Origin of the sequence: Qipengyuania pacifica (assembly GCF_019857205.1) — a bacterium.
Classification (GTDB): Bacteria; Pseudomonadota; Alphaproteobacteria; order Sphingomonadales; family Sphingomonadaceae; genus Qipengyuania; species Qipengyuania pacifica.
Genome location: NZ_JAHWXO010000002.1, coordinates 90496 through 113474, shown reverse-complemented (window position 1 = coordinate 113474; position 22979 = coordinate 90496). Strand labels below are relative to the sequence as shown.

30 protein-coding genes are annotated in these 22979 nt (G+C 60.1%); 9 read left to right on the top strand and 21 right to left on the bottom strand.

Going from position 1 to position 22979, the window contains the following annotated elements:
* Positions 1–9: 9 nt before the first annotated feature.
* From rpsQ to KYK83_RS03605, 17 genes are all read right to left on the bottom strand, one after another.
* Positions 10–300, bottom strand: a complete 291-nt coding sequence (rpsQ, locus tag KYK83_RS03685; RefSeq protein ID WP_067690112.1) for a 30S ribosomal protein S17 — start codon at positions 298–300, stop codon at positions 10–12.
* 10 nt (positions 301–310) lie between these two features.
* On the bottom strand, positions 311–520 hold the full coding sequence (gene rpmC / locus KYK83_RS03680; RefSeq protein WP_067464826.1) for a 50S ribosomal protein L29: 210 nt from the start codon (positions 518–520) through the stop codon (positions 311–313).
* On the bottom strand, positions 520–954 hold the full coding sequence (rplP, locus tag KYK83_RS03675; protein WP_103023201.1) for a 50S ribosomal protein L16: 435 nt from the start codon (positions 952–954) through the stop codon (positions 520–522). Before rplP ends, rpmC begins: the two co-directional genes overlap by 1 nt.
* Before the next feature lie 21 nt (positions 955–975).
* Positions 976–1671 carry a 30S ribosomal protein S3 gene (gene rpsC, locus KYK83_RS03670; RefSeq protein WP_103023200.1) on the bottom strand — a complete coding sequence of 232 codons (696 nt, stop codon included), beginning with the start codon at positions 1669–1671 and terminating at the stop codon, positions 976–978.
* A gap of 1 nt (position 1672) precedes the next feature.
* Complete coding sequence (rplV, locus tag KYK83_RS03665) at positions 1673–2050, bottom strand: 50S ribosomal protein L22 (protein ID WP_103023199.1); 378 nt, start codon at positions 2048–2050, stop codon at positions 1673–1675.
* Entirely contained in the window at positions 2050–2325 is a 276-nt protein-coding gene (rpsS, locus tag KYK83_RS03660; RefSeq protein ID WP_067464762.1) for a 30S ribosomal protein S19, read from the bottom strand. Before rpsS ends, rplV begins: the two co-directional genes overlap by 1 nt.
* 6 nt (positions 2326–2331) lie before the next feature.
* Positions 2332–3168 carry a 50S ribosomal protein L2 gene (rplB, locus tag KYK83_RS03655; protein WP_103023198.1) on the bottom strand — a complete coding sequence of 279 codons (837 nt, stop codon included), beginning with the start codon at positions 3166–3168 and terminating at the stop codon, positions 2332–2334.
* 13 nt (positions 3169–3181) lie between these two features.
* Entirely contained in the window at positions 3182–3490 is a 309-nt protein-coding gene (locus KYK83_RS03650) for a 50S ribosomal protein L23 (protein WP_103023197.1), read from the bottom strand.
* A complete protein-coding gene (gene rplD, locus KYK83_RS03645) occupies positions 3483–4106 on the bottom strand; it encodes a 50S ribosomal protein L4 (protein ID WP_103023196.1) in 624 nt (207 codons plus the stop codon). Before rplD ends, KYK83_RS03650 begins: the two co-directional genes overlap by 8 nt.
* A gap of 3 nt (positions 4107–4109) precedes the next feature.
* Positions 4110–4976, bottom strand: a complete 867-nt coding sequence (gene rplC / locus KYK83_RS03640; RefSeq protein WP_103023195.1) for a 50S ribosomal protein L3 — start codon at positions 4974–4976, stop codon at positions 4110–4112.
* 266 nt (positions 4977–5242) lie between these two features.
* A complete protein-coding gene (rpsJ, locus tag KYK83_RS03635) occupies positions 5243–5554 on the bottom strand; it encodes a 30S ribosomal protein S10 (RefSeq protein ID WP_006831877.1) in 312 nt (103 codons plus the stop codon).
* A gap of 312 nt (positions 5555–5866) precedes the next feature.
* Positions 5867–7042, bottom strand: coding sequence for an elongation factor Tu (gene tuf, locus KYK83_RS03630; protein WP_103023194.1), 1176 nt, complete (start codon positions 7040–7042; stop codon positions 5867–5869).
* Positions 7043–7134: 92 nt separating this feature from the next.
* Complete coding sequence (gene fusA, locus KYK83_RS03625) at positions 7135–9228, bottom strand: elongation factor G (RefSeq protein WP_103023193.1); 2094 nt, start codon at positions 9226–9228, stop codon at positions 7135–7137.
* Between the two features lie 118 nt (positions 9229–9346).
* Positions 9347–9817, bottom strand: coding sequence for a 30S ribosomal protein S7 (gene rpsG / locus KYK83_RS03620; protein ID WP_103023192.1), 471 nt, complete (start codon positions 9815–9817; stop codon positions 9347–9349).
* A 135-nt stretch (positions 9818–9952) separates the two neighbouring features.
* Positions 9953–10324, bottom strand: a complete 372-nt coding sequence (rpsL, locus tag KYK83_RS03615; RefSeq protein WP_006831873.1) for a 30S ribosomal protein S12 — start codon at positions 10322–10324, stop codon at positions 9953–9955.
* A gap of 329 nt (positions 10325–10653) precedes the next feature.
* Complete coding sequence (locus tag KYK83_RS03610) at positions 10654–11115, bottom strand: hypothetical protein (RefSeq protein WP_222827231.1); 462 nt, start codon at positions 11113–11115, stop codon at positions 10654–10656.
* 92 nt (positions 11116–11207) lie between these two features.
* The gene (locus KYK83_RS03605) at positions 11208–11486 is read right to left on the bottom strand and encodes a cold-shock protein (RefSeq protein WP_222827230.1); all 279 of its coding nucleotides are present in this window, start codon (positions 11484–11486) and stop codon (positions 11208–11210) included.
* Positions 11487–12136: 650 nt separating this feature from the next.
* Between KYK83_RS03605 and KYK83_RS03600 the strand changes: the two genes are divergently transcribed.
* The 5 genes from KYK83_RS03600 (at position 12137) to KYK83_RS03580 (ending at position 15976) form a co-directional block, all read left to right on the top strand.
* On the top strand, positions 12137–13783 hold the full coding sequence (locus tag KYK83_RS03600; protein WP_222827229.1) for a DUF4435 domain-containing protein: 1647 nt from the start codon (positions 12137–12139) through the stop codon (positions 13781–13783).
* Positions 13784–14006: 223 nt separating this feature from the next.
* Positions 14007–14168 (top strand): hypothetical protein, encoded by a 162-nt coding sequence (locus tag KYK83_RS03595; protein WP_222827228.1) that lies wholly within the window; start codon positions 14007–14009, stop codon positions 14166–14168.
* A gap of 127 nt (positions 14169–14295) precedes the next feature.
* A complete protein-coding gene (locus tag KYK83_RS03590; protein WP_222827227.1) occupies positions 14296–14580 on the top strand; it encodes a hypothetical protein in 285 nt (94 codons plus the stop codon).
* A 347-nt stretch (positions 14581–14927) separates the two neighbouring features.
* A complete protein-coding gene (locus tag KYK83_RS03585) occupies positions 14928–15710 on the top strand; it encodes a hypothetical protein (RefSeq protein ID WP_222827226.1) in 783 nt (260 codons plus the stop codon).
* Positions 15707–15976 (top strand): hypothetical protein, encoded by a 270-nt coding sequence (locus tag KYK83_RS03580; RefSeq protein ID WP_103023184.1) that lies wholly within the window; start codon positions 15707–15709, stop codon positions 15974–15976. Before KYK83_RS03585 ends, KYK83_RS03580 begins: the two co-directional genes overlap by 4 nt.
* Positions 15977–16107: 131 nt before the next feature.
* Here KYK83_RS03580 and KYK83_RS03575 read toward each other — a convergent pair whose 3' ends face one another.
* Positions 16108–16293 carry a DUF1289 domain-containing protein gene (locus KYK83_RS03575; protein ID WP_222827225.1) on the bottom strand — a complete coding sequence of 62 codons (186 nt, stop codon included), beginning with the start codon at positions 16291–16293 and terminating at the stop codon, positions 16108–16110.
* A gap of 182 nt (positions 16294–16475) precedes the next feature.
* Between KYK83_RS03575 and KYK83_RS03570 the strand changes: the two genes are divergently transcribed.
* From KYK83_RS03570 to KYK83_RS03555, 4 genes are all read left to right on the top strand, one after another.
* Entirely contained in the window at positions 16476–16742 is a 267-nt protein-coding gene (locus tag KYK83_RS03570; protein ID WP_222827224.1) for a hypothetical protein, read from the top strand.
* A gap of 263 nt (positions 16743–17005) precedes the next feature.
* Positions 17006–18385 (top strand): glycosyltransferase family 2 protein, encoded by a 1380-nt coding sequence (locus KYK83_RS03565; RefSeq protein ID WP_222827223.1) that lies wholly within the window; start codon positions 17006–17008, stop codon positions 18383–18385.
* Positions 18376–19308: a hypothetical protein gene (locus KYK83_RS03560; RefSeq protein ID WP_222827222.1), complete on the top strand. Its 933-nt coding sequence runs from the start codon at positions 18376–18378 to the stop codon at positions 19306–19308. Before KYK83_RS03565 ends, KYK83_RS03560 begins: the two co-directional genes overlap by 10 nt.
* A 109-nt stretch (positions 19309–19417) precedes the next feature.
* Positions 19418–20059: a GNAT family N-acetyltransferase gene (locus tag KYK83_RS03555; RefSeq protein ID WP_248284245.1), complete on the top strand. Its 642-nt coding sequence runs from the start codon at positions 19418–19420 to the stop codon at positions 20057–20059.
* Between the two features lie 12 nt (positions 20060–20071).
* Here the strand turns inward: KYK83_RS03555 and KYK83_RS03550 are convergent, their stop codons facing one another.
* The 3 genes from KYK83_RS03550 to KYK83_RS03540 are packed head-to-tail and all read right to left on the bottom strand — an operon-like array spanning position 20072 to position 22909.
* Positions 20072–20653, bottom strand: coding sequence for a TadE family protein (locus KYK83_RS03550; RefSeq protein ID WP_234036391.1), 582 nt, complete (start codon positions 20651–20653; stop codon positions 20072–20074).
* 52 nt (positions 20654–20705) lie between these two features.
* The gene (locus tag KYK83_RS03545) at positions 20706–21338 is read right to left on the bottom strand and encodes a TadE/TadG family type IV pilus assembly protein (RefSeq protein ID WP_222827221.1); all 633 of its coding nucleotides are present in this window, start codon (positions 21336–21338) and stop codon (positions 20706–20708) included.
* Positions 21335–22909 carry a TadE/TadG family type IV pilus assembly protein gene (locus tag KYK83_RS03540; protein WP_222827220.1) on the bottom strand — a complete coding sequence of 525 codons (1575 nt, stop codon included), beginning with the start codon at positions 22907–22909 and terminating at the stop codon, positions 21335–21337. The genes KYK83_RS03545 and KYK83_RS03540 overlap by 4 nt, the downstream gene beginning before the upstream one ends.
* Positions 22910–22979: the final 70 nt, after the last annotated feature.

Below are 22979 nucleotides of genomic sequence, written 5' to 3'. Positions count from 1 at the left end.
AAACTTGCTTCAGTTACCTGCGGCTTCGACTTCGAGGTCAGCCTCGACAGCCTGCGTGCCGCCTGCGGTAACGCGATCGATCACCTGCCAGGTCTTGGTCTTGGAGATCGGCTTGGTTTCTTCGATGCGCACGACGTCGCCGAGCGTGAACTCGTTCTTCTCGTCATGAGCATGGTACTTCTTCGAGCGGCGAATGATCTTCCCGTAGAGGGGATGCTTCACCTTGCGCTCGACGAGCACGGTAACGGTCTTGTCGGTCTTGTCGGAGGTGACGGTCCCGATCAGGATACGCTTGGGCATGGTCTACTCCTTAAGCCTTCGCTTCAGCCGAGCGCGAACGCTCGCTCTGCAGCGTCTTGATCTTGGCGATCGTGCGGCGAACCTCGCGGATGCGGGCCGGAGCCTCGAGCTGGTTCGTTGCCGCCTGAAAGCGGAGGTTGAACTGCTCGCGCTTCAGCGTGGTCAGCTCTTCGGCCAGCTGGTCGTCCGACTTCTGGCGCAGGTCTTCAGTCTTGGCCATCATTCGCCTCCGAGGTGCGATGCGTCACCCAGACGGGCAACAACCTTGGTCTTGATCGGCAGCTTCATAGCTGCGCGCTCGAACGCTTCAGCGGCCAGCGGACCGGCAACGCCGTCCAGTTCGAACAGGATACGGCCCGGCTTCACGCGAGCGGCCCAGTATTCGATCGAACCCTTGCCCTTACCCTGACGGACTTCGGCAGGCTTCTTGGACACCGGCACATCGGGGAAGACGCGGATCCAGAGACGGCCCTGACGCTTGATGTGGCGGGTGATCGCACGACGCGCAGCTTCGATCTGACGCGCGGTGATCCGTTCCGGTTCCATCGCCTTCAGGCCATAGGACCCGAAGTTCAGCGTGGTGCCGCCCTTGGCGTTGCCATGGATCTTGCCCTTGAACGCCTTGCGGTATTTGGTTTTCTTCGGTTGCAGCATGGTTCTTTCCTAATCCTGCAATCAGCGAGCCGGACGGACGCCAGAGGTCTGGGCTTCCATCATGAGGCGATCCTGAGCGGTCGGGTCATGCGCCATGATCTCACCCTTGAAGATCCAGCACTTGATGCCGATGATCCCGTAGGCGGTCAGCGCTTCGGCTTCCGCATAGTCGATGTTGGCGCGCAGGGTGTGAAGCGGCACACGGCCTTCACGATACCATTCGATACGCGCGATTTCAGCGCCGCCGAGACGGCCACCGCAGGTGATCTTGATCCCTTCGGCGCCCAGACGCAGTGCCGACTGAACGGCACGCTTCATTGCACGGCGGAAAGCCACGCGGCGGATAAGCTGGTCGGCGATGCCCTGGGCGACGAGCTTGGCGTCGATTTCCGGCTTGCGGATTTCGACGATGTTCAGCTTCACTTCGCTTGCGGTCATCTTCGACAGCTTGGCACGCAGCTTCTCGATGTCCGCGCCCTTCTTGCCGATGATGACACCGGGGCGAGCGGCATAGATCGAAATGCGGCACAGCTTGGCCGGACGTTCGATCACGACCTTCGAGATGGCTGCCTGCGGCAGGCTCTTCACGATGTACTTGCGGATCTCTACATCTTCGCTGAGCAGCTTGGCATAGTCGCGCCCTTCGGCGTACCAGCGGCTGTCCCAGGTGCGGTTGATCTGCAGGCGCAGACCGATCGGGTTGCTTTTATGGCCCATCTTACGCCTCTTCCTGCTCGCGGACGACGATACGAAGGCGGCTGAACGGCTTCAGGATGCGCGTCGACTTGCCGCGGCCACGGGTGTGGAAACGCTTCATCGTGATCGACTTGCCTACCGAAGCCTCGGCAACGACCAGCGCGTCGACATCGAGGTTGTGGTTGTTTTCCGCATTGGCGATCGCCGAAGCGAGAACCTTGCTGGCGTCACGCGCCATCGCCTTCTTGGAGAAAGCGAGGATGTTCATGGCCTCTTCGGCCTTCTTGCCGCGGATCAGACCGGCAACGAGGTTGAGCTTCTGCGCCGAACCACGAATGGTGGTTCCGACGGCCAGCGCCTCGTTTTCGGCAACGCGACGGGGTGCCTTCTGCTTGCTCATCAGCGCTTACCCTTCTTGTCGGCAGCATGACCCGGGAAAGTGCGCGTCGGTGCGAACTCGCCGAGTTTGTGGCCGACCATCTCTTCCGAAACGGAGACCGGGATGAACTTGTGACCGTTGTAGACGTTGAACGTCAGACCAACGAACTGCGGCAGGATGGTGGAACGGCGCGACCAAGTCTTGATCGGCTTGGCGCCACCGGCGTCCTGGGCGGTCTCTGCCTTCTTTAGAAGGCTGAGCTCGACGAACGGACCTTTCCAGACGGAACGAGCCATGTCGGATTACCTCTTCTTCTTCGCGTGGCGCGAACGGATGATCATCTTGTCCGTCTGCTTGTTCTTGCGGGTACGGGCGCCCTTGGTCGGCTTGCCCCACGGAGTGACCGGATGACGGCCACCGCTCGTGCGGCCTTCACCACCACCGTGCGGGTGATCGACCGGGTTCTTGGCGACACCGCGGGTCAGCGGCTTGATGCCCATCCAGCGACGACGTCCGGCCTTGCCCAAGTTCTGGTTCTGGTTGTCCGGGTTCGAAACGGCACCGACGGTTCCCATGCAGTCGGCGCGCAGATAACGCTGCTCGCCGCTGTTGAGGCGCACGATGACCATGCCGCGATCGCGACCGACCAGCTGGACATACGAACCAGCAGCACGAGCGATCTGACCGCCCTTGCCAGGCTTCATTTCCACATTGTGGCAGATCGTGCCGACCGGCATCTGACCGAGCAGCATGGCGTTACCAGGCTTCGTGTCGCACTTTTCACCAGCCACAACCTTGTCGCCGACAGCAAGACGCTGCGGAGCAAGGATGTAAGCCAGTTCACCGTCGGTGTACTTGACCAGGGCAATGAACGCGGTGCGGTTCGGGTCATACTCGAGCCGCTCGACGGTGCCTTCGACGTCCCACTTGCGACGCTTGAAGTCAACGTAACGGTACTTCTGCTTGTGACCGCCAGCCATGCCGCGCGAGGTGACGTGACCCTTGTTGTTGCGGCCACCGGTCTTGCGCTTGCCTTCGACGAGCGACTTGACCGGCTTGCCCTTGTAGAGGGCCGACTTGTCGACGAGGATCAGGCCACGACGGCCCGGGCTCGTAGGTTTATAGTTCTTGAGTGCCATGTCTTATCTGCCCTCAGATACCGCTGGTGACGTCGATTGAATCGCCGTCCTTCAGGGTGACCACAGCCTTCTTCTGGTCGACACGCTTGTAAGCCTTGCCCTTCCAGCGCTTGGTCTTGCCCTTCATGTTGATGGTGTTCACGCCCATAACGCTAACACCGAAGATCGCTTCGACCGCTTCCTTAATCTGCGGCTTCGTGGCGGTGTTGGCGACCTTGAAGACGACCGCGTTATGCTCGGAAGCAAGCGTAGCCTTCTCGGTGATGTGCGGTGCGAGCACGACGTCGTAGTGACGTGCTTCAACTTCCTGCTTCTTAGCCATTGAAACGGGCCTCCAGCTTTTCGACCGCGTCCTTGGTGAGGACCAGCGTGTCGTGCTTCAGGATGTCGTAGACGTTGGCACCCATCGCCGGCATCACATTGACGCCCGGGATGTTGCGAGCAGCCTTGCTGAAACCGTCGTTGACGCTTTCGCCATCGATCACGAGGACCTTGCCGCTCCAGCCATTCTGGCCGAACGTAGCAACAAGCGCCTTGGTCTTGGCATCTTTCAGCTCGAGGCTGTCGACGATCACGAGACCGTCCTTGGCCTTCGTCGACAGAGCCATCTTGAGACCGAGTGCACGAACCTTCTTGTTCAGCGACTGCTCGAAGTCACGCTTGCGCGCACCGTGAGCCTTACCGCCACCGATGAAGATCGGAGCGCCGCGATCGCCATGGCGAGCCGTGCCGCCGCCCTTCTGGCGGCCCCACTTCTTGCCGGTGCGGGCAACGTCCGAGCGTTCGCGGGTCGGGCGAGCCGTACCACGGCGATTTTCGAGCTGCCAGGTGACAACGCGATGCAGGATGTCTGCGCGCGGTTCGACACCGAACACGTCATCGTTCAGTTCGATGTCGCCCGACGCCTTGCCGTCGATTTTCTGGACCTTCACCTTCACGGATCAGCCCTCCTTGTTTTCGTCCGAGCCGGCATCGGCTTCGGGCGTATCGGTGGTGGTTTCGGTGTCGACACCAGCTTCCTGCTCTTTCAGCAGCTTTTCCTGCTGTTCGGCGGAAACTTCCGTGCTGACTTCATGCTCTGCAGCGTTCTCGACGAGACCGGCATCAGCTTCCTGATGTTCGAATTCGTCGCGGTTGCGATACATCACACCCGGGAACGGCAGTTCTGCATGATCGATCTTGACCGCATCCTTGACCAGCAGCCACCCATTCTTCGCACCCGGGACAGAGCCCTTGACGAAGAGAAGGCCGCGATCAGCGTCGGTACGAACGATTTCGAGGTTCTGCTGGGTGCGTTGACGGTCGCCCATATGGCCAGCCATCTTCTTGCCCTTGAACACGCGGCCCGGATCCTGGCGGTTACCCGTCGAACCGTGCGAACGGTGCGAGAGCGACACACCATGGGTAGCGCGCAGACCACCGAAGCCCCAACGCTTCATGGCACCTGCAAAACCCTTACCCTGGGTATGACCGGTGATGTCGACCTTCTGGCCAGCAATGAAGTGCTCGGCCGAAATGCGGGCACCGACGGGAAGCAGCGCTTCTTCGGTGTCGACGCGAAATTCGGCGACCTTCATCTTCAGCGGAACCTGAGCCTTGGCGAAAGCTTCGCGCTGCGGCTTGTTCACATTCTTTTGCTTGGCCTCGCCCGAACCGACCTGAACCGCGAAGTAACCATCGCGATCGGCAGTGCGGTGAGCAGTGACCTGGCAGTTTTCCAGCGCAAGAACGGTAACCGGCACATGCCGACCGTCCTCCTGGAAGAGGCGGGTCATCCCGACTTTCTTTGCGATAACGCCAGTGCGCATCGTAAAACTCCTAAACAGAGGCACCGCGGCCCATCCGAGGTGCTTGCCAGCCCGTTTCATGATACGTCGCCCCGTCCGGGCTGAGTGCCACCGCAGCATATTGCCTAGGTAGCGAGACGGAGGACGCAGACCCGATCTAATTCCTTCTGGAACAGACCGGCGGTATCCCGATGTCTTGCCGGACCTTCCGGACCGGCGGGGCTATCGAGCACCCCTAAACTTCCCTACCCATTTAACGTCCGGGAGGGGGACGGAAATCAGTCGGCTCAGGCCAGCTTGATTTCGACGTTCACGCCGGCAGCAAGGTCGAGCTTCATCAGCGCGTCGACGGTCTGGGCGTTGGGCTGCACAATGTCGAGCAGCCGCTTGTAGGTGCGCACCTCGAACTGCTCGCGCGACTTCTTGTCGATGTGCGGGCCACGGTTCACGGTGAACTTCTCGATACGCGTCGGCATGGGAATGGGGCCGCGAATAAGCGCGCCAGTACGACGTGCGGTATCTGCGATTTCGCCAGTTGCCTGGTCGAGAACACGATGGTCGAACGCCTTGAGGCGAATGCGGATATTCTGAGCTTCCATTACCTACACCGATGCGAAAGAGCCAATGGACCGTTTCCGATCCACAAAAAAGAAAGGCCAGCCCCGCTGGTGCCGGCATCCCGGAACGGGCGACCTTTCATGAATTCGTTGTGTTCAGGGGACGAATCCCCGTCTCTTGGCGCGCATATACGGGTGAGACTCGCACATGGCAACCCCTCAATTCCGTCGAATTTGTGAAGACGGAATATTGGTTGGAGAGGAAGGTATGATCGCAACCTTCTCCCTCTTAAAACGAAGGCCCGCCCCTCTTGAAGAGGAGCGGGCCCGCGATTTAACTTGATCTGACGAAGATTACTTCGTGATCGAGCTCACAACGCCCGAGCCGACGGTGCGGCCGCCTTCGCGGATTGCGAAGCGCAAACCTTCGTCCATGGCGATCGGTGCAATCAGCTTGACGCTGATCGTCACGTTGTCGCCAGGCATCACCATTTCCGTGCCTTCTGGAAGGATCACTTCGCCGGTGACGTCGGTGGTGCGGAAGTAGAACTGCGGACGGTAGTTCGCGAAGAACGGCGTATGACGGCCGCCTTCGTCCTTCGAAAGGACGTACACTTCTGCGCTGAACTCGGTGTGCGGATTGACCGAACCGGGCTTGGCCAGAACCTGGCCACGCTCGACGTCTTCACGGGCAACGCCGCGGATCAGGGCACCGATGTTGTCGCCAGCTTCACCGCGATCAAGCAGCTTGCGGAACATTTCAACGCCGGTCACGGTCGTCTTCGCGGTGTCCTTGATACCGACGATTTCGACTTCGTCGCCAACGTTCACAACGCCGGTTTCGACGCGGCCGGTCACAACGGTACCGCGACCCGAGATCGAGAACACGTCTTCGATCGGCATCAGGAACGGCTTGTCGACCGGACGGTCCGGAGTCGGGATGTGCTCGTCGACGGCAGCCATCAGTTCCTTGATCGAGTTTTCGCCGATTTCAGGATCGCGACCTTCGAGAGCGGCCAGAGCCGAACCCTTGACGATCGGAATATTGTCGCCGTCGAAGTCGTACGAGCTGAGCAGTTCGCGAACTTCCAGCTCGACGAGCTCGAGGATTTCCTCGTCGTCGACCTGATCGACCTTGTTCATGTACACGACCAGAGCCGGAACGCCGACCTGACGGGCAAGCAGGATGTGCTCGCGGGTCTGGGGCATCGGGCCGTCGGCTGCGTTCACAACCAGGATAGCGCCGTCCATCTGGGCAGCACCGGTGATCATGTTCTTGACGTAGTCGGCGTGGCCCGGGCAATCGACGTGGGCATAGTGACGTGCGTCGGTTTCATATTCGACGTGAGCGGTCGAAATGGTGATACCGCGTTCACGCTCTTCGGGAGCCTTGTCGATGTTTGCGAAATCGACAGCCGAACCCTGAACCTTGGTGATTGCCGCGGTCAGCGTGGTCTTGCCGTGGTCAACGTGACCGATGGTGCCGACGTTGACGTGCGGCTTGTTACGCTCGAACTTTTCCTTCGCCATTTTTAAATAACCTCTGTCTTAAAAATTTAATTTCTGCGGGGAGGAAACGGCGCCCGCGGAATCAGGCGCCGCCCCTAGACCTCAAAGCTAGCTTACGCAAGCTTCTCCTTGACTTCCTGCGCGACGTTGGCCGGCACTTCGTCGTAGTGGCTGAACTGCATCGAGTACTGGGCGCGGCCCTGAGTAAACGAGCGCAGTTCGTTGACGTAACCGAACATGTTGGCCAGCGGCACGTTGGCTTCCACGGCCTGCGCGTTGCCGCGCGTGTCGGTGCCCTGAATCTGGCCACGACGGCTGTTGAGATCGCCGATCACGTCGCCGAGATAATCCTCGGGAGTGACGACCTCGACCTTCATGATCGGCTCGAGCAGCTTGATGCCCGAACGGTCCGCCACTTCACGCATGGCACCGCGGCCGGCGATTTCGAACGCGATCGCGCTCGAGTCGACGTCGTGGTACGCACCGTCATAAAGCGTCACGGTGAAGTCGATGATCGGGAAGCCGACAAGGTGGCCGCTTTCGGCCTGCTCGCGGAACCCCTTTTCGATCGCAGGGATGTATTCCTTCGGAATGTTACCGCCCTTGATCTCGTCTTCAAACACGAAGCCCTGGCCGCGCTCACCCGGGGTGACCTTGACCTTGACGCGGCCGAACTGACCCGAACCACCCGACTGCTTCTTGTGGGTGTAGTCCACATCCACCGGCTTGCCGAGATATTCGCGGTAAGCCACCTGCGGCGCACCGACGTTGGCTTCGACTTTGAACTCGCGCTTCATGCGATCGACGAGGATGTCGAGGTGAAGCTCGCCCATGCCCTTGATGATCGTCTGACCGCTTTCGTGGTCGGTCGTCACGCGGAAGCTGGGATCTTCGGCAGCCAGGCGGTTGAGCGCAACGCCCATCTTTTCCTGGTCGGCCTTGGTCTTCGGTTCCACAGACAGTTCGATGACCGGCTCGGGGAATTCCATGCGTTCCAGAATGATCGGAGCGCTCGACGCACACAAGGTGTCGCCGGTGGTGGTTTCCTTGAGACCTGCAATCGCGACGATATCGCCGGCGAATGCTTCATCGATGTCTTCGCGGTTGTTGGAGTGCATCAGCAGCATGCGGCCGATCTTTTCCTTCTTCTCCTTGACCGAGTTCAGAACCGAACCCTTGGAGAGCTGACCCGAATAGATACGGGTGAAGGTGAGCGTCCCGACGAACGGGTCGTTCATGATCTTGAAGGCCAGCGCCGAGAAAGGTGCCTCGTCCGACGACGGACGGGTGTCTTCTTCGTCGCTGTCGGGCTTCACGCCCTTGATGGCCGGAACGTCGAGCGGGCTCGGCATGTAGTCCACAACGGCGTCGAGCAGGGGCTGCACGCCCTTGTTCTTGAACGCCGAGCCGCAGACGACAGGCACGAAGTCGCGCGCCATGGTGCCCTTGCGGATCAGCTTCTTGAGCGTCGCCGCGTCAGGCTCGTTGCCTTCGAGGTACTGTTCCATGACATCGTCGTCCTGCTCGACGGCAGTTTCGACCAGCTTTTCACGGTATTCGGCTGCCTTGTCGGCGAGGTCCGCGGGGATGTCGACATAGTTGAACGTCGCGCCGAGGCCGTCGTCTTCCCAGACGATGCCGCGCATGTTCACGAGGTCGACGACGCCCTTGAGGTCGCTTTCCGCGCCGATCGGGAGATAGAGGACCAGCGGGGTCGCGCCGAGGCGGTCGATGATCGACTGGACGCAGTAGTAGAAGTCGGCGCCGGTGCGGTCGAGCTTGTTGATGAAGCACATGCGGGGGACACCGTACTTGTCGGCCTGACGCCACACGGTTTCGGATTGGGGTTCCACCCCGGCAACTCCATCAAACACGGCCACGGCGCCGTCGAGGACGCGCAGCGAGCGTTCGACTTCGATGGTGAAGTCGACGTGTCCGGGGGTGTCGATGATGTTGATGCGGTGCTTGGGACCCTGACCGTCTTCGGCCGACCAGAAGGTGGTCGTGGCAGCCGAGGTAATCGTGATGCCGCGTTCCTGCTCCTGCTCCATCCAGTCCATGGTGGCGGCGCCGTCGTGGACTTCGCCGATCTTGTAGGACTTGCCGGTGTAGTAGAGGATACGCTCGGTCGTGGTGGTCTTGCCGGCATCGATGTGGGCCATGATGCCGATATTGCGGTACCGCTCCAGCGGATATTCGCGAGCCATGTGGTTTTCCTCGAATTCGGGGTTAGCGCAGGTGCGCGCCCCATATGGGTATCAATGTGACCACTTGAAGACCGGGAGAGTAGGAATCCCCCTCCCCCGGTCCTTCAAGCAGGGCGCCCTACCAGCGGTAGTGCGAGAAGGCGCGGTTCGCGTCCGCCATGCGGTGCGTGTCTTCGCGCTTCTTGACGGCATTGCCGCGATTGTTGGCCGCATCCATGAGTTCGCCCGAAAGGCGAGCCGACATGGTGGTTTCCGGACGACCGCGCGCAGCGGTGATCAGCCAGCGTATGGCCAGGGCCTGGGCACGCTCTGGGCGAACTTCGACCGGGACCTGATACGTCGCACCGCCGACGCGGCGCGAACGCACTTCGACCTGCGGCTTGATGTTGTCGAGCGCTGCGTGGAACAGCTCGACCGGATTGGCCTTGGCCTTCGTTTCCACCACGTCGAGCGCGGTGTAGACGATACCTTCGGCAACGGCTTTCTTGCCGTCATACATGAGGTTGTTCATGAACTTCGACAGGACCTGATCACCGAACTTGGGATCAGGCAGGATTTCCCGCTTCTCGGGACGACGACGACGTGACATTTCAATGTCTCCAAAATCTGATCGGTCAGCCCGGACCTGTTCCGGGCCAGTGCTTTTCATTCTTCAAGGCGACGTGCGCGTGAGAAGGAAGCACCGCCCCGGAACAAGTCCGGGGTGACGGAAAAAGGGAAAGCCTTACTTCGGACGCTTGGCGCCGTATTTCGAACGGCTCTGCTTGCGGTCCTTGACACCCTGCGTATCGAGCACGCCGCGAAGGACGTGGTAGCGAACGCCGGGAAGGTCGCGAACACGGCCGCCGCGGATCAGCACGACGCTGTGTTCCTGCAGGTTGTGGCCTTCGCCCGGGATGTAGGAGATGACTTCGCGCTGGTTGGTCAGGCGGACCTTGGCAACCTTGCGCAGAGCCGAGTTCGGCTTTTTCGGGGTCGTCGTATAGACGCGGGTGCAGACGCCGCGCTTCTGCGGGTTCTGCTCCATCGCAGGGACCTTGCTCTTGGCCTTCTGCGGAACGCGGCCCTTGCGGACCAGCTGGTTGATTGTCGGCATGATTACTCACTTCACCGTTGGTTGGCGGCGACTAGAGGGTTGATGGGGCGGTACGCCGGGTTCGTGCCTGCAGCGCGCGCGGCGCGGGTAAGCACCGGGGCGGCATGATCGCACGAGCCTGAAACGCTCCACCCATCGGCCCACACGGCCACCGGGTTACTTTGACGGCTGCCCCCAGCTTTCGCTGCAATAGAAAAGGGCCCGCCAAATGGGAGCCCCGGGACATGACCGGCAATGTTCAGCTCTATCTGCCCGATGGGAATCGCAAGGCGGTTCCTACACCGGATGGGCGCGCACATAGTGAAACGGGCGCAAAGGGTCAAGTTCCGTCAATCGCGCGCAGGATCATCAACCGGCGGATCGCCCGCGCCGTCTGCCGCCTGCTGCGACAGTTGCCGCATATGTTCGGCCACCGCACGGTCGAGATCCTGATAGACATAGGGGCCGACGTGATAATGGCGCACATCGTTGCAGATCACCCCCGCCGGCAGAACGACCTGCGGCGGATCGAGCGCCCCGCCCTCACCTTCCCAGGAATTAACCGCCACCGCAGCCGAGGGCTGTTCGAGCGCGCCGGTATAGGTGCCGTAGATGATGGTTTCAGGCTGCGTGATGGTGATCGTGACGGGGCCGAGATTGGCCTTCACCGCATTATCCTCGCGCATGCGCCGCACGCGCTCGGCATATTCGGCCACCTTGGCAAAGTGATTGCCACGCTCGCCATCGTCCGTGGCCGCGCTGGCGCGCCGGACGGCGAGCTCATGTTCGTGAAGCAGATCGTTGATAGCCATGACGGTTCCCCTTTCGCGGGGGTTGGAGAGAAGCCCTGCAGAGGGGGAACGGCCCGGACGCGCCGGACGGCGCGCCCCGACCGATCGCACGATCAGCCCATTTGCTGCATGGCCTGCTGCGCCTGCGGATCTCCCGCTTCGGCCTGCCCGTGCGCATCGCTGCGATGTTGCTGGCGCAGATTGGTCGCATGGACCTTGCCGCCACCGGCCTGCTTGGTGTCGTAGCCGTAACGCTGACCCTGCTGGGGTTCCGCCGCACGCTGCTGCACATCGTTCTTGCCGAAATGAAGCGGCTCGCCGCCCTGTTCGGGCGCGATGGTGCCATTGCCATTGCCACTGTCATACGCCTTGATGGTGCCGAAATTCGTCATGGGAGATCCTTCCAGGTCGCGCAGGCGCTCATCAGCGACCGCTTATGCGCGCGCTAAGAGGCGAAATGGAAAGAAGGGAGGACAACTGGCCCTCAGGACCGTCGATCACGACTGGTAGCTGTGTTTGAGATGGGGTTGGTTGAGCGGTGTTACAAGATGGGTGCGGAGGGGGTGCGCGGTCAATGGCATGTGATGGCGCCCGTCAGATGCGACCGGCAATGCTCAACTATATCTGCCCGATGTGGAAATCGCGAGGAGGTTCCCGCAACGGATGGCCGCGCACATTGTGGGATGGGGGGATGGGTCAAGAGTCGGACCGAAAGGTCAGCTTTGCGCCCTCTTTTCGGACGTTCTAGATGCCGCGATCTTTGCCAGAAATCAGACGTTCGCTTCCAACACGTTTAACAGCGGACCGCATGTTCGACACCTAACGTGACTATTCTTTCTGGTACCTTGTGCTTGTTTAACGGCACGAGCCGGTTCGTCGTATTGGTGTAGCAAGTCCTTCGTTGTTGCAACCTACTGGCGGACAAGAGATACGCTGAATGACTTCAGGGGGGTAATACTGAGATTTATGGGCAGTCGAAGCCGATCAAGGGCTCGAATATACCTGTTCTCTCATATCGAGTTCGACGAAATTAGGGGGAAGCATGCCGATTGACGAAACTGTTTCCGTTGACACGCCAAGTGGTTCGATAGCTATTTCAATCGAGAGCGGGGCAAGTGTCGTTTTCATCGGAGCGAACGGGGCAGGCAAGACACGTCTAGGAGTGCACCTCGAACGACGCTTCGCTAACGGCGCCGTGGAGACGCACCGGATCGCGGCCCACAGATCGTTGTTGCTTAACCCGAACGTGGTACCTCCCAACCTTGAGATTGCCCAGAATCGTCTTTGGTTTGGTCGGGACGATGATCAGCGGCGGCATAAGGAGATCAGTCGCTGGAACCAGAAACCCGAGACCGTACTACTGAATGATTTCGACCATGTCCTCTCGGCATTGTACGCCGAGAACAACGACGTCTCAGTCGCATTTCGTGCGCAGGCAGTGGCTGATCCGGGCAACCCGCTTACCCCCCCGGTCGCAAAGATCGATAAGCTAAAAGAGATCTGGGAAAGGGTGCTCCCACACCGCCAAATCGTCATCCTAGGGAGCAATATCAAAACGAAGACTGCCGATGGGACCGAATACTCCGCCTCAGACATGAGCGATGGTGAACGTGTAATCTTCTATCTAATCGCTCAAGCTCTGCTGGCTAAATCTAACACGCTTTTGATCTTCGACGAGCCCGAGTTACACATCAACAAGTCTATTCTCGCGAAACTGTGGGACGAGATCGAGTCCGCGCGCGCCGATTGCGCATTTCTCTATATCACACACGACGTCGAGTTTGCCGGGTCCAGACAAGCAGCTACGAAGTACGCCCTTCGTAGCTATCGGAAAGAGCCAACAGAGGCGTGGGACATCGAAATTGTCCCAGAAAACGCGGAAATACCCGACGAAGTGGTCGCCACTATCATCGGCAGCCGCCGCCCCGTGCTTTTCGTTGAGGGCGAAGGAAGTAGTCTCGACTCTTCTTTGTACCGGCGGGTGTATAACGACTTCACGGTTATACCTGTCGGTTCGTGTCAACAAGTGATCCACACCGTCAATAGCTTTGCTGCTCGTTCAGAACTGCACCGGGTAGGTTGCGCAGGCCTAGTCGACAGGGATGGACGCTCCAGTAAAGAGGCAGCCAACCTCGAGGGAAAGGGTGTGTATTGCCTTCCAGTTTCTGAAGTGGAGAATCTGTTGCTTCTGCCGAAGGTATTTCTTGCGCTAGCGATGACGCTGCAGTTTTCAGACGAAGACGCTCAATCGCGGCTAGGTGCACTGCGCACCTTTGTGCTGACGCAGGCTAATCAGCAGATCGATGCAATCTGCATCCGCTACACGAAGCGACGGATCGATACGGCGATGAAACTAATCGGTCTTACAAGCAACGATCCAGCCGCTCTGGATACCGAGTTCAAAGCTGCTGTAGCAGCAATTGATGCGCCGACGATCTTCAGAGAAGCTAAGTCTGCTCTCAATGCGGCGATCATCGCCCAAGACTACGAAAAAGTTCTCCGTTGTTACGATAACAAGGGACTGCTGGCTGAAGCAGCGAGGCAGCTCGACTACCAACAGAAGGCGCTCGAGCAATTCATTGGCAGGGCTCTGAGGTCGAATGAGAACACCAAACTTCACGCGGCACTCACTGACGTATTACCTATAGTGAAGCCTCGACCCGGAGATAAGACGGACGACGATGATTAACGATGCGAAGGGCTTCGGCACCGGCTCATCGCTTCCGATGTTGTCGTAACGAACTCAGCATGCAGAAGGTTCGCTGAGGGCTCCTCCAACTTCGTGACCAGACCGTCTGCTCCCGGCCCAGATCCAGGCACTAAGACGATGCGGGAGTTTCGATAACAGAATACTCAACTGTCCCCGGAACCTCCCCCGGCCCCTCGCCAGTTGGTTGGGCGAGGAGAGCACCATGCCCACACCATCGGACCACAAGGACAAACCCCTTCACTATGACGCCGACAAGGCGCGCGGTGCGGAGATCATCCTGACCAAGCGGCGCAACTGGGTGATCTTCATGGCCGGACTGGTCGGCTTCTTGGTGCTGGCGCTGATCTTGAGCTGGTTTGCCTGACCGTCACTCACATAAGCACGGGCGCGAAGCCGCGATTGCGGTCCGCGGCGCGCGGTCCGGATCATCCCACGCAGGCGCGTCGCACAGACTGTCCCGAACTTTCGCGGTTGTGCTGCATTGAGGCTGTATGGCCGACGAACCCACGCTCTATCTGATCTGGCACGATCCCGCCGCCGCGCCTGCGGAGCCGATCGATCTACATGGCGACGGGCATCCGCTGGCGGACGGGCTGTGGCTGGTGCGCTCCGCCCTCACCCGCTCCAAGCTCTATCACCGGATCAAATGGCAATTGCCCGACGGCACCGCGCTGCTCTGCGCGCCGCTGGGGACGACCCCGATGGCTGGCCCAAGTTCAAGGGGATGGATGCGGGCGCGCTGGCGTGGCTGCGCAGGGATTAGGGTGCGCCGGTAAAAACCATTTTCCTACACGGAAATAATCTGCATTCTATGCGTGGTCATGAGCGACCGTATTCCTGTTTTTTTGACCCTCAGACGCCGGGCGGCACACGTCCGTGTGCCTTGGCTCCGCGGCATAGGCCGCGGCGCGCGGTCGCCCTTGCCTCGGCTGCGCCTCGGGGGTTTTCGCTTTTTGCCCCTCAGACGCCGGGCGGCACACGTCCGTGTGCCTTGGCTTCGCGGCATAAGCCGCGGCGGGCGGTCGCGCTTGCCTCGGCTGCGCCTCGGGGGAGCCTTTCGTTTTCCTTGCCGTGGCGCTCCGGCCAGCGCCTTGGCGATCCTGCCCAATAGAGAGGATATTCCATGTCAGACCGCCCTACCCCCACCCGCAAGATCGCGCGGCAGGCGACCTCTGCCGTGGCGCGGATCGGCCTGCCGCCGCAGCCGGGCGATCCGCTGCTGGCCTTTACCCCCGTGCCCCACAAGGCCGCGCGCCGCAATTCCATCACCGCCGGGCGCCAGCGCGCCTTCATCGCGCATCTGGCGGCGACGGGCATCGTCACCCAGGCGGCGATGCATATCGGGGCGAGCATGGAGGCGCTGTACAAGCTGCGCAACCGCCCCGGCGCGGAGGAGTTTTCCGCCGCCTGGGATGCCGCGGTGGAGCGCGGCGTACAGCGGCTGGAGGATTGCGCGCTCGCCCGCGCGATCGACGGCGTGCCCGAATGGAAGACCGACCGCGATGGCGGGCTGATCACCTATGGCGTGAAGCACAACGAGGCGCTGGTGATGTTCTTCCTGCGCAACCGCCGCCCCGAACGCTATAGCGAGCATATCCGCCCCGGGCACCCGGTGTACGAGCGCATCCGGCGCGAGGTGGAGGCCGGTCTACCCGCTGCGACTGCGGAGGACCGGGAGGTGGCTTGCGAGGGCGAGATGGATCGCCGCGAATGTGCGCTGTCGCGCCATTTCGCCGATCGGCTGGCGCAGGGCGGGCCTGCGGGAACAGGGGCGGTTGCGGAGGACGGCGAGGCACCGGCGCAACTTTTTTTGGATAAAGCGGGCACCAAAGCGGATCTCGTTCGTAGCAGGGGCCGAGGGGCGAATTCTCGCTCTCGAGATTCACGACAAGGGGAAACCAAGTGAAATTCAAGACAACCGCAATCGTCGCATCTGCATTCGCCATGACCGCGCTGGGCGCATGCTCGGAAAGCGAGCAGGAAGCCAAGGAAGATCTGGCCGAGCAGAAGTACGAATCGCAGGAAGACGTGCTTGAAGAGCAGGCCGACCTTGCCGAAGCACAGGGCGACGAAGCCAAGGAAGAAGCGCTCGACGCACAGGCCGACGCTGCTGGCGAAATGAGCGACCGCGCGGAAGACGCCGTGGAAGACGGCACCGCGACCACGAACTGATAAGCCTAGCCGGCGGCTCCTTACCGCCGGTCAGCATCAAGGCGGCAGTTGTCCCATGGGCGGCTGCCGCCTTTTCCATGGGCGAAGGGGATGTGGGGCCTCGAGGATCAGGGCCGGGATCGGCCGCCCGGTCAGCCCTGCGCGGTGCTGCCGTCGGCGAGGCGGCGCGCGGCGCGCTCGACAATGGCGCGCTTCTCCGCATCGTCGGCCGACTGCCAGCCGGCGATCTCCTCCATCGAGCGGCCGCAGCCGATGCACAGCTCTCCCGCAACATCGAGACGGCACAGGTCGATACAGGGGGATGAAACCGATTGCATGCGGCGCCCCCTGCCCGCCTCGACACTCTTTGGCCACCCCCAAGGGGTTAACCAACATGGTTAACATGAGATAAAACGTGGTGAGTAGCCGGTGAGTTGTTGCATCCGCTGCGGCGGCTCATCCGTATCTATACCTAAGTGAGGAAACGCTCACGAACGATAGAACGATAATGGGTCGCTCGATGAAAAATGCCAAAGCCGGAGACGGCACCTACGATTACAGTCGGACACGGGCGGGTGGCGTCTTCGCCCTGGCCGGCCTTGCCGCCGGCGCCGCCCTGCTGCTGGTATGGGGCGCCTGGTCCACGCTCGAAGGAGCCACGCAGGACCAGCGCATAGCGCCGCCGCCCGATCTCAAATCCGTGGTCGAAAGCGTGGAAGCCAAGGGCGAACAGATCGCCGAACGCGCGCTGCACGAAGGCCGCGCCGAAGCGCAGGTTCCGCAATGATCGCAGTGTCAGATGGCGAGAAGCGCGATGGCAGCCTTGCCCGCGAAGATGGCGAGCACGATCGCGCCGTCGATCAGGCGGTCGCCGAGCGTGTCGAACATAGAACATCCCCTGTGGCTGCCATGTCCTCCTGCGCGCGCAACCTTAGCGAAGGGTTCGCAGGCGCGGTTATCGCACCGTTAACCACAAACTCTTGAATCTACGACGGAACCGGTGCGCAGAGCGCGCCAGGTGACATCGTCTGCCACCATCGGAGGGACATCATGGCGGACAGCACAGCGCGGCTTTCGCACGGCTGGCAACCCGACCGGATCCAAAAAGAGGCTCACCGGCGAGACCGCTGGGCCGTAGGGCGCTTCGGACTATCGATAATCCTGGCGCTGGCGTGGGTCGTGTTCAGTATCTGGCTGTCGCTGCCCTGGCTGAGCGATCTGGGGGGACTTACCCACCCGCTGGCAGCGTTGTTCGTGCTGGCTTTCGTCGCCTATGTGCCGGGCTTCATGAACGCGTTTCTCATGGCCAGCCTGGTGCTGCGGCCCCATGCCCTGCGCCGCACGCCCGAGCAATGGCCCGCGCTGAGCATCCTCATCGCCGCCTATAACGAGGAAGCGCTGATCGGCGAGACACTGCGCAGCATCGCCGCGCTGGATTATCCCGGCGCGCTACAGATTATGGTGCTGGACGACGGCTCGACCGACGGGACGGCCGCGGCCGTGCGTGATGCCGAGGCGCTGTTTGCGGGGTCGAGCGGACGCGACCTGCTGCTCGTCAGTGAAAAGCAGAACCGGGGCAAGGCGCGCGTGCTGAACGACGGACTGGCCCTCGCCGCGCACGATCTGGTCGTGACGATCGATGCCGATACGCTGCTGGAGAAAGGCTGCCTTGTCGCGCTGGTCGAGCATCTGCACGCCAGTTCGCCCGAGACTGCCGCCGTAGCGGGTGCGGTGCTCGTCGGAAACCAGAACGATAGCTGGATCACGCGAGCGCAGCAGTGGGATTATTTCCACGGCATCGCGGCGGTAAAGCGCATGCAGGGCATGTATAACGGTACGCTGGTCGCGCAGGGGGCGTTCTCGATCTACCGGAAGGCTGCTCTGGTCGAAGCGGGCGGATGGCCCGACACGGTGGGCGAGGATATCGTGCTGACCTGGTCGCTACTTCGCATGGGTTACAAGACGGGCCATGCGGAGGATGCGGTCGCCTGGACGCACGCACCCGACACGTTGAGGGGCCTGTCCAACCAGCGCAAACGGTGGGCCCGAGGCATGATCGAGGCGCTGGCAATTCACAAGCGCCTGCTGGTCGCTCCACGGCTGCGGACCATGTTCATCTGGTGGAACCTGCTGTTCGTCAGCATCGATCTCACCTTCACCTTCGCCTTCATTCCAGGCCTGATCCTGGCCTTTCTCGGAATATTCTGGCTGGCCGGGCCGATCACCCTTCTGGTGCTGCCGCTGGCGGCGCTGTGGAATGTGGTCATTTACCGCATCCAGACCAGAATGCTGAAACGCAACAATATCGACATGGAGAAGAGCCTGCGCGGCTTCCTTCTCTACGCTTTCATCTATCCGCTGCTGATGCAGCCCGTTTCGGTGTGGGGCTACCTCGCCGAACTGACAGGAGGCCGCAAACAATGGAACTGACGCCCACATACAAGACGATCGCCGCGCTGGTCCTGAGCGCCGCCCTCCCCGGTGTCGCATCTGCACAGGACATCGAACCTTCCCCCGCGCTGGGGGGCGAGGTATTCGCATCCACCGATAGCGACGACACCGACATTCTTCGTACGGCAATCGATTTCGATTTGCGCAATGCGGGCGATGACGACCGTATCGGAATACGAGTGGAAAAGGCCTGGTACGATCCATCCGGCACCGGCACGCGAAGCCGCGAACGTGTGTTCGGACGCTACGCCGGTGGCAGCGGGAACTGGAACTGGTCCATCCTGGCGGGGACCGACGGTCATACCGTCATCGGGTCCGCATCGATTCATGACGAGAGCCCCTTCCGCAAGGAGCTGTTCATCGAACGTGACGTGGTGGAAACGCCCCGCGGGCTCGATGAAAACATCTATTCCACTTTTGTAGGGGCAGCCATCGATCTGCCCGTCGATGACCGGAACATCGTGACAGTGCTGGGAGGAATACAGGATTTCACCGGGGAGAACCTGCGCCTCCATGCGCGAGCTAATTACGTGCATGTGGTGAAACCTGAATGGGGGCTCAGCCTGCAATTGCGAGGCCGATATTTCCACGACAGCGAGCCACGTGAATTCGATTATTATTCGCCGCGCTGGTACGCACAGGTTCTTCCAGTAGTGCAGCTTCGCAGGTTCGTGGGCGGATGGGAACTGCTCGGCGCGGGGGGCATCGGCGCGCAGCGCGACGCAGCCACCGACTGGCGCCGGTCGAACTTCGCCCAATTCCGTTTCCAAAGCCCCGACACGGATCGCAACTGGTCGACATTCGGCGAACTTATCTACACCGACACGCCTTCGAACAACGGTTCCGTCGGGACGGGATACAGCTATGTCCAAGGCCGTTTAGGTGTCATGCGGCGTTTCTGATCGGCTTGCTGCGGATCAAGGGGTTCGAAACGGCAAAGCACGCGCTACATGGTGGGTGGGCCGGGTTCTGTTGCCTAACAAGCAATGCAGAGCCGTGATGGAGATGAAGATGGTCGGTACCGGCGACGATTACACCGGGATTCCCATATCTAAAGGCTGCGGCGATGCTGCGATCCAGACAAGTCTCGTAGATGGGCGTCCTGTCTGCGTTCGTATCGTCACCCCAGCCGACGAAATCCGGCTGCGGGAGGGAATCGCGCGGATGAGCCCCCGTTCGCGCTATCTGCGTTTCTTCACTGGAGGGGCAAGCCCGCCCGACTGGATAATCGAGCGGCTTTTGGGTGCGGACGGAGTGCGCCATCTTGCCTGGGGCGCGCTGGACCTTACCGATCCTTCACAGCCGGTAATGGGCGTCGTGCGCGCCATCCGGCCGGGCACCGCCGATCCGATCGCTGAATTCTCGATCGCAGTTGTCGATGCTTATCACGGCCTTGGCGTCGGCCGATTGCTGGCCGCCACGCTTCTGCTCGATGCCTTCGCCGGCGGTCTGACAGCGTTTTCGGCCAATGTGCTTAGCGAGAACGAGGCCGCGCGCAGTTTCATCCGGCGTCTGGGAGCCCACCACGTCTCCCAGGACGGGCCGGAAGCGGAATACAGGCTGGACGTCGCATCGGCTTTGGAACAGATGCGCGAAGACCGCGATCCGCCAGGATTGGCCGACGTATTCGCGTATTTCGATGGCAAACGCTGAGAGCTTGGCTGTTCAGCAAGTCATTTTATCAAGCTTCTGAGTGTTGCTGATTTTGTTGTTCTGCCGACCGCGCACATTGAAGGCGCTTTCGTAACGAATTGTCGGCGAATTGAAGAAGCCTGTCGAGACCAGTGGTTGGTACGTGTAGGTCGCTTCCACAAACATGACGGCGGTGTCAGAAGCTGCAACGATCTTGTTTGCTCCCGCGCCCATTCCATCACTAAGCGAAGCGTTGTTCTTGCCCTTGCCTTCCGTTCCATAAGCAGGGTCGATATCAGTCCTGCCCCAACACCTTTGCCAAGAAATCACCTGCCCCTTCTTCGAGCCTGTTTTGCCGTTGTTTTCCAACGATGAAAGAACAATTCGACCATTGGTAGTGAAGTCGAGGCCTTCAGCGATAGCTTGGGCACCTGTGAAAGTTTCAATTATATTAGCCTCATCAATACCCGAAGTGACACGACCGGCATTGTCAGCAACGGTCATCGCCATCTGGCTTACCCGAAGATGAGCGAGTGCGAGATTTGACAGCTCGAGACCAGTTAGTACCAAAGTTAGAAAGATTGGGGCGGCAAAGGCAAATTCGACCATTGCCATTCCCGTGCACTCTCTACGTAGCCGGGCAAACAGGCTGACTTGTGCAGGCATGTCAAATTGCCCCCGCACAAATAACGGGCGGTGCCGACTGCGTTTTGTATGGTTGGTTGCGGACGGCTGTCTTGAGCGTGAGTTTATAATTCGGCCCAACCCCCGGTATGAAACCGTGAAGCGGCAAGAGACGAGGCGTAGAAACCGAAGCGGTGTAAAGGACGACATCGTCTGCCCCGCCGTTACCATCACCCCCTGCGTCCGTGTCGTATGCACCGTTGCGATTTGCATCTTCCCAGCAATCACCGTCGGCTGCATCGAATTCGCCGTTACCATTATGATCGGTCATGAGCTTTTCTGGATTGCCGATGTCCGAAAAGTCGAAATAGCTCTTCGGTGTGACTTTTACTTCGGCCTTCGGTGCGACGTGTTGAACGGTTGTACGGATCATGTTCTCTACCTGCTCCGACACGGTATCGCCCTCGACGTCGATTATCGGAAACTCCACTGCCGCCTTACGCGCAGCGTCGTTCAGCGCCCCCTGCATGGTGGAACGCACGTAGCTGTTGTAACCGAGTTCCAGACCACCCAGCAGCAATAGCACCATTGGCCCCGCTACAAATGCGAACTCGATAATCGCTGCACCGCGATTATCGCTATGCAGGCGCTTGAAAAACTTGCCAGTTGCCCTCATCGCGTCAGCCTCAAGTTGCCGATGCCCCGACCGATATTCTCAAAGATTTCCTCGAGATCTGATCCGTCACTGGTGTAGAAATGCGAGGCCGTGGTAGCGCAAGGCCTCACATCATCAGTGTCAGTGACATCGAGCGCGATTACCCACACGGTGACACCCATGGATTTCGCTAGATTACACGCCGAGCGGAACCGTTCGATATGTGCCGCCCGATTAGTTCCGGTCCCCTTCGTCCGGTCCTGGAAGAATTCAAGACCATGCGCCGTATAGAGATTATGCGAACCGTCCCCTTTGTCGGTATCCAACATACCGTCCGTCATGAATACGATGTGCTGATCGACCGCGACATCATCTATCTTTGATGTATTATTGAAAAATCCCGTTTGCGATATGAAACGCAGGCCCCAAAGCATGCCCACGTCGTGGTATGTGCCGCCCGTCACATTGGCAGTAGCTCTCAGCACACCATCGTTTTTAAACGAGCTCTCGCTTGCGAACTGCCGCAAACGAATTGCTGGCGAAGGGCACCCGGTCTGATTTTCACGGTTCTGGATATTTGGATCATACCGTCCGAACTGTAACTCTGGTTGGGTGTCACCACTGGCGCGCATATCTACGTCGTTCAACGTGATAGAGGTCTTGATGGCAATCGGATCGGCGGCATTGCCGTAGCTCGGCCGTTCTTCAATGCATCCACCAGACGATCGAAAATTGCTCTTGGAACCCCAGGAAGAGTCGGTCGCGCGAACATAACCCCTGTCCGAGCCATAGCGGTCTCGCCACCTAGGCGCATAATAGTAGCTGCCATTGTCGATGTAATGGTCGTCATCAGCCCAGCCGCTAGAGGGCTTCCGGGCAGCATAATAAGAAGCCCAACCAGAATCTCTGGTCCACATGGCGTATTGCCATTGGCCTACATAGTCGTTTTCGTCGCGAATATCGCTATCGGCGAGAGACGCACCGACATTTACGGTGTGGGAATATGGGACAATCCCGAAACGGGTGATCGACCCGTTTTCCTCATTCATCAGGGCCCGATAAAGGCCCAAAGCGCCCTGTTGAAGGCGGGCGATCTTTGTACCCCCACCACTCGAGGGGGCATTTGCCATCGATCCGGTCACGTCTAGCACCAGAACGACATCATTATGCCCCAAGTCGCGCTTTGCATCGCAATTCGCCTCAAGTGGAATATGGTCAAAACCGAAGATATGCATCAGCGCAGTAGGAATATTCGCCTTGGCTACGCCAAGAATCTGGGCATTGTCTTCAGGATCCTTACCGACGGTAAAGTCGACAGATTGCGCCCCCATAGTACCGTTCGGAAAATTGAAGTTGAAGAACTTGCGTGCCTCCGCTTCGTTGGCCTCTTTCCAGAAATTGCCGTCCATTGACTGCCGCCCGGCCAGCACTGCAGCGTCGCACGCGTTCTGCAATTTCGCCTTGGCCATATAGGCAAAGCTCAGGTCCAACCCGCTACCGATCATCGCCACGAGCGGCACCAGGGCCGCGGCGAAAATCGCCAGCGTATTACCCTTGGTATCGGTCAGTAGATTGCGCAAAGTGCGGATCATTAGGCTAGCCCCCTGTGGCTGCGGGGTAGCCATTGCCGCGTTAAGCCCGGCTTGGAATTCGTGGTTAATT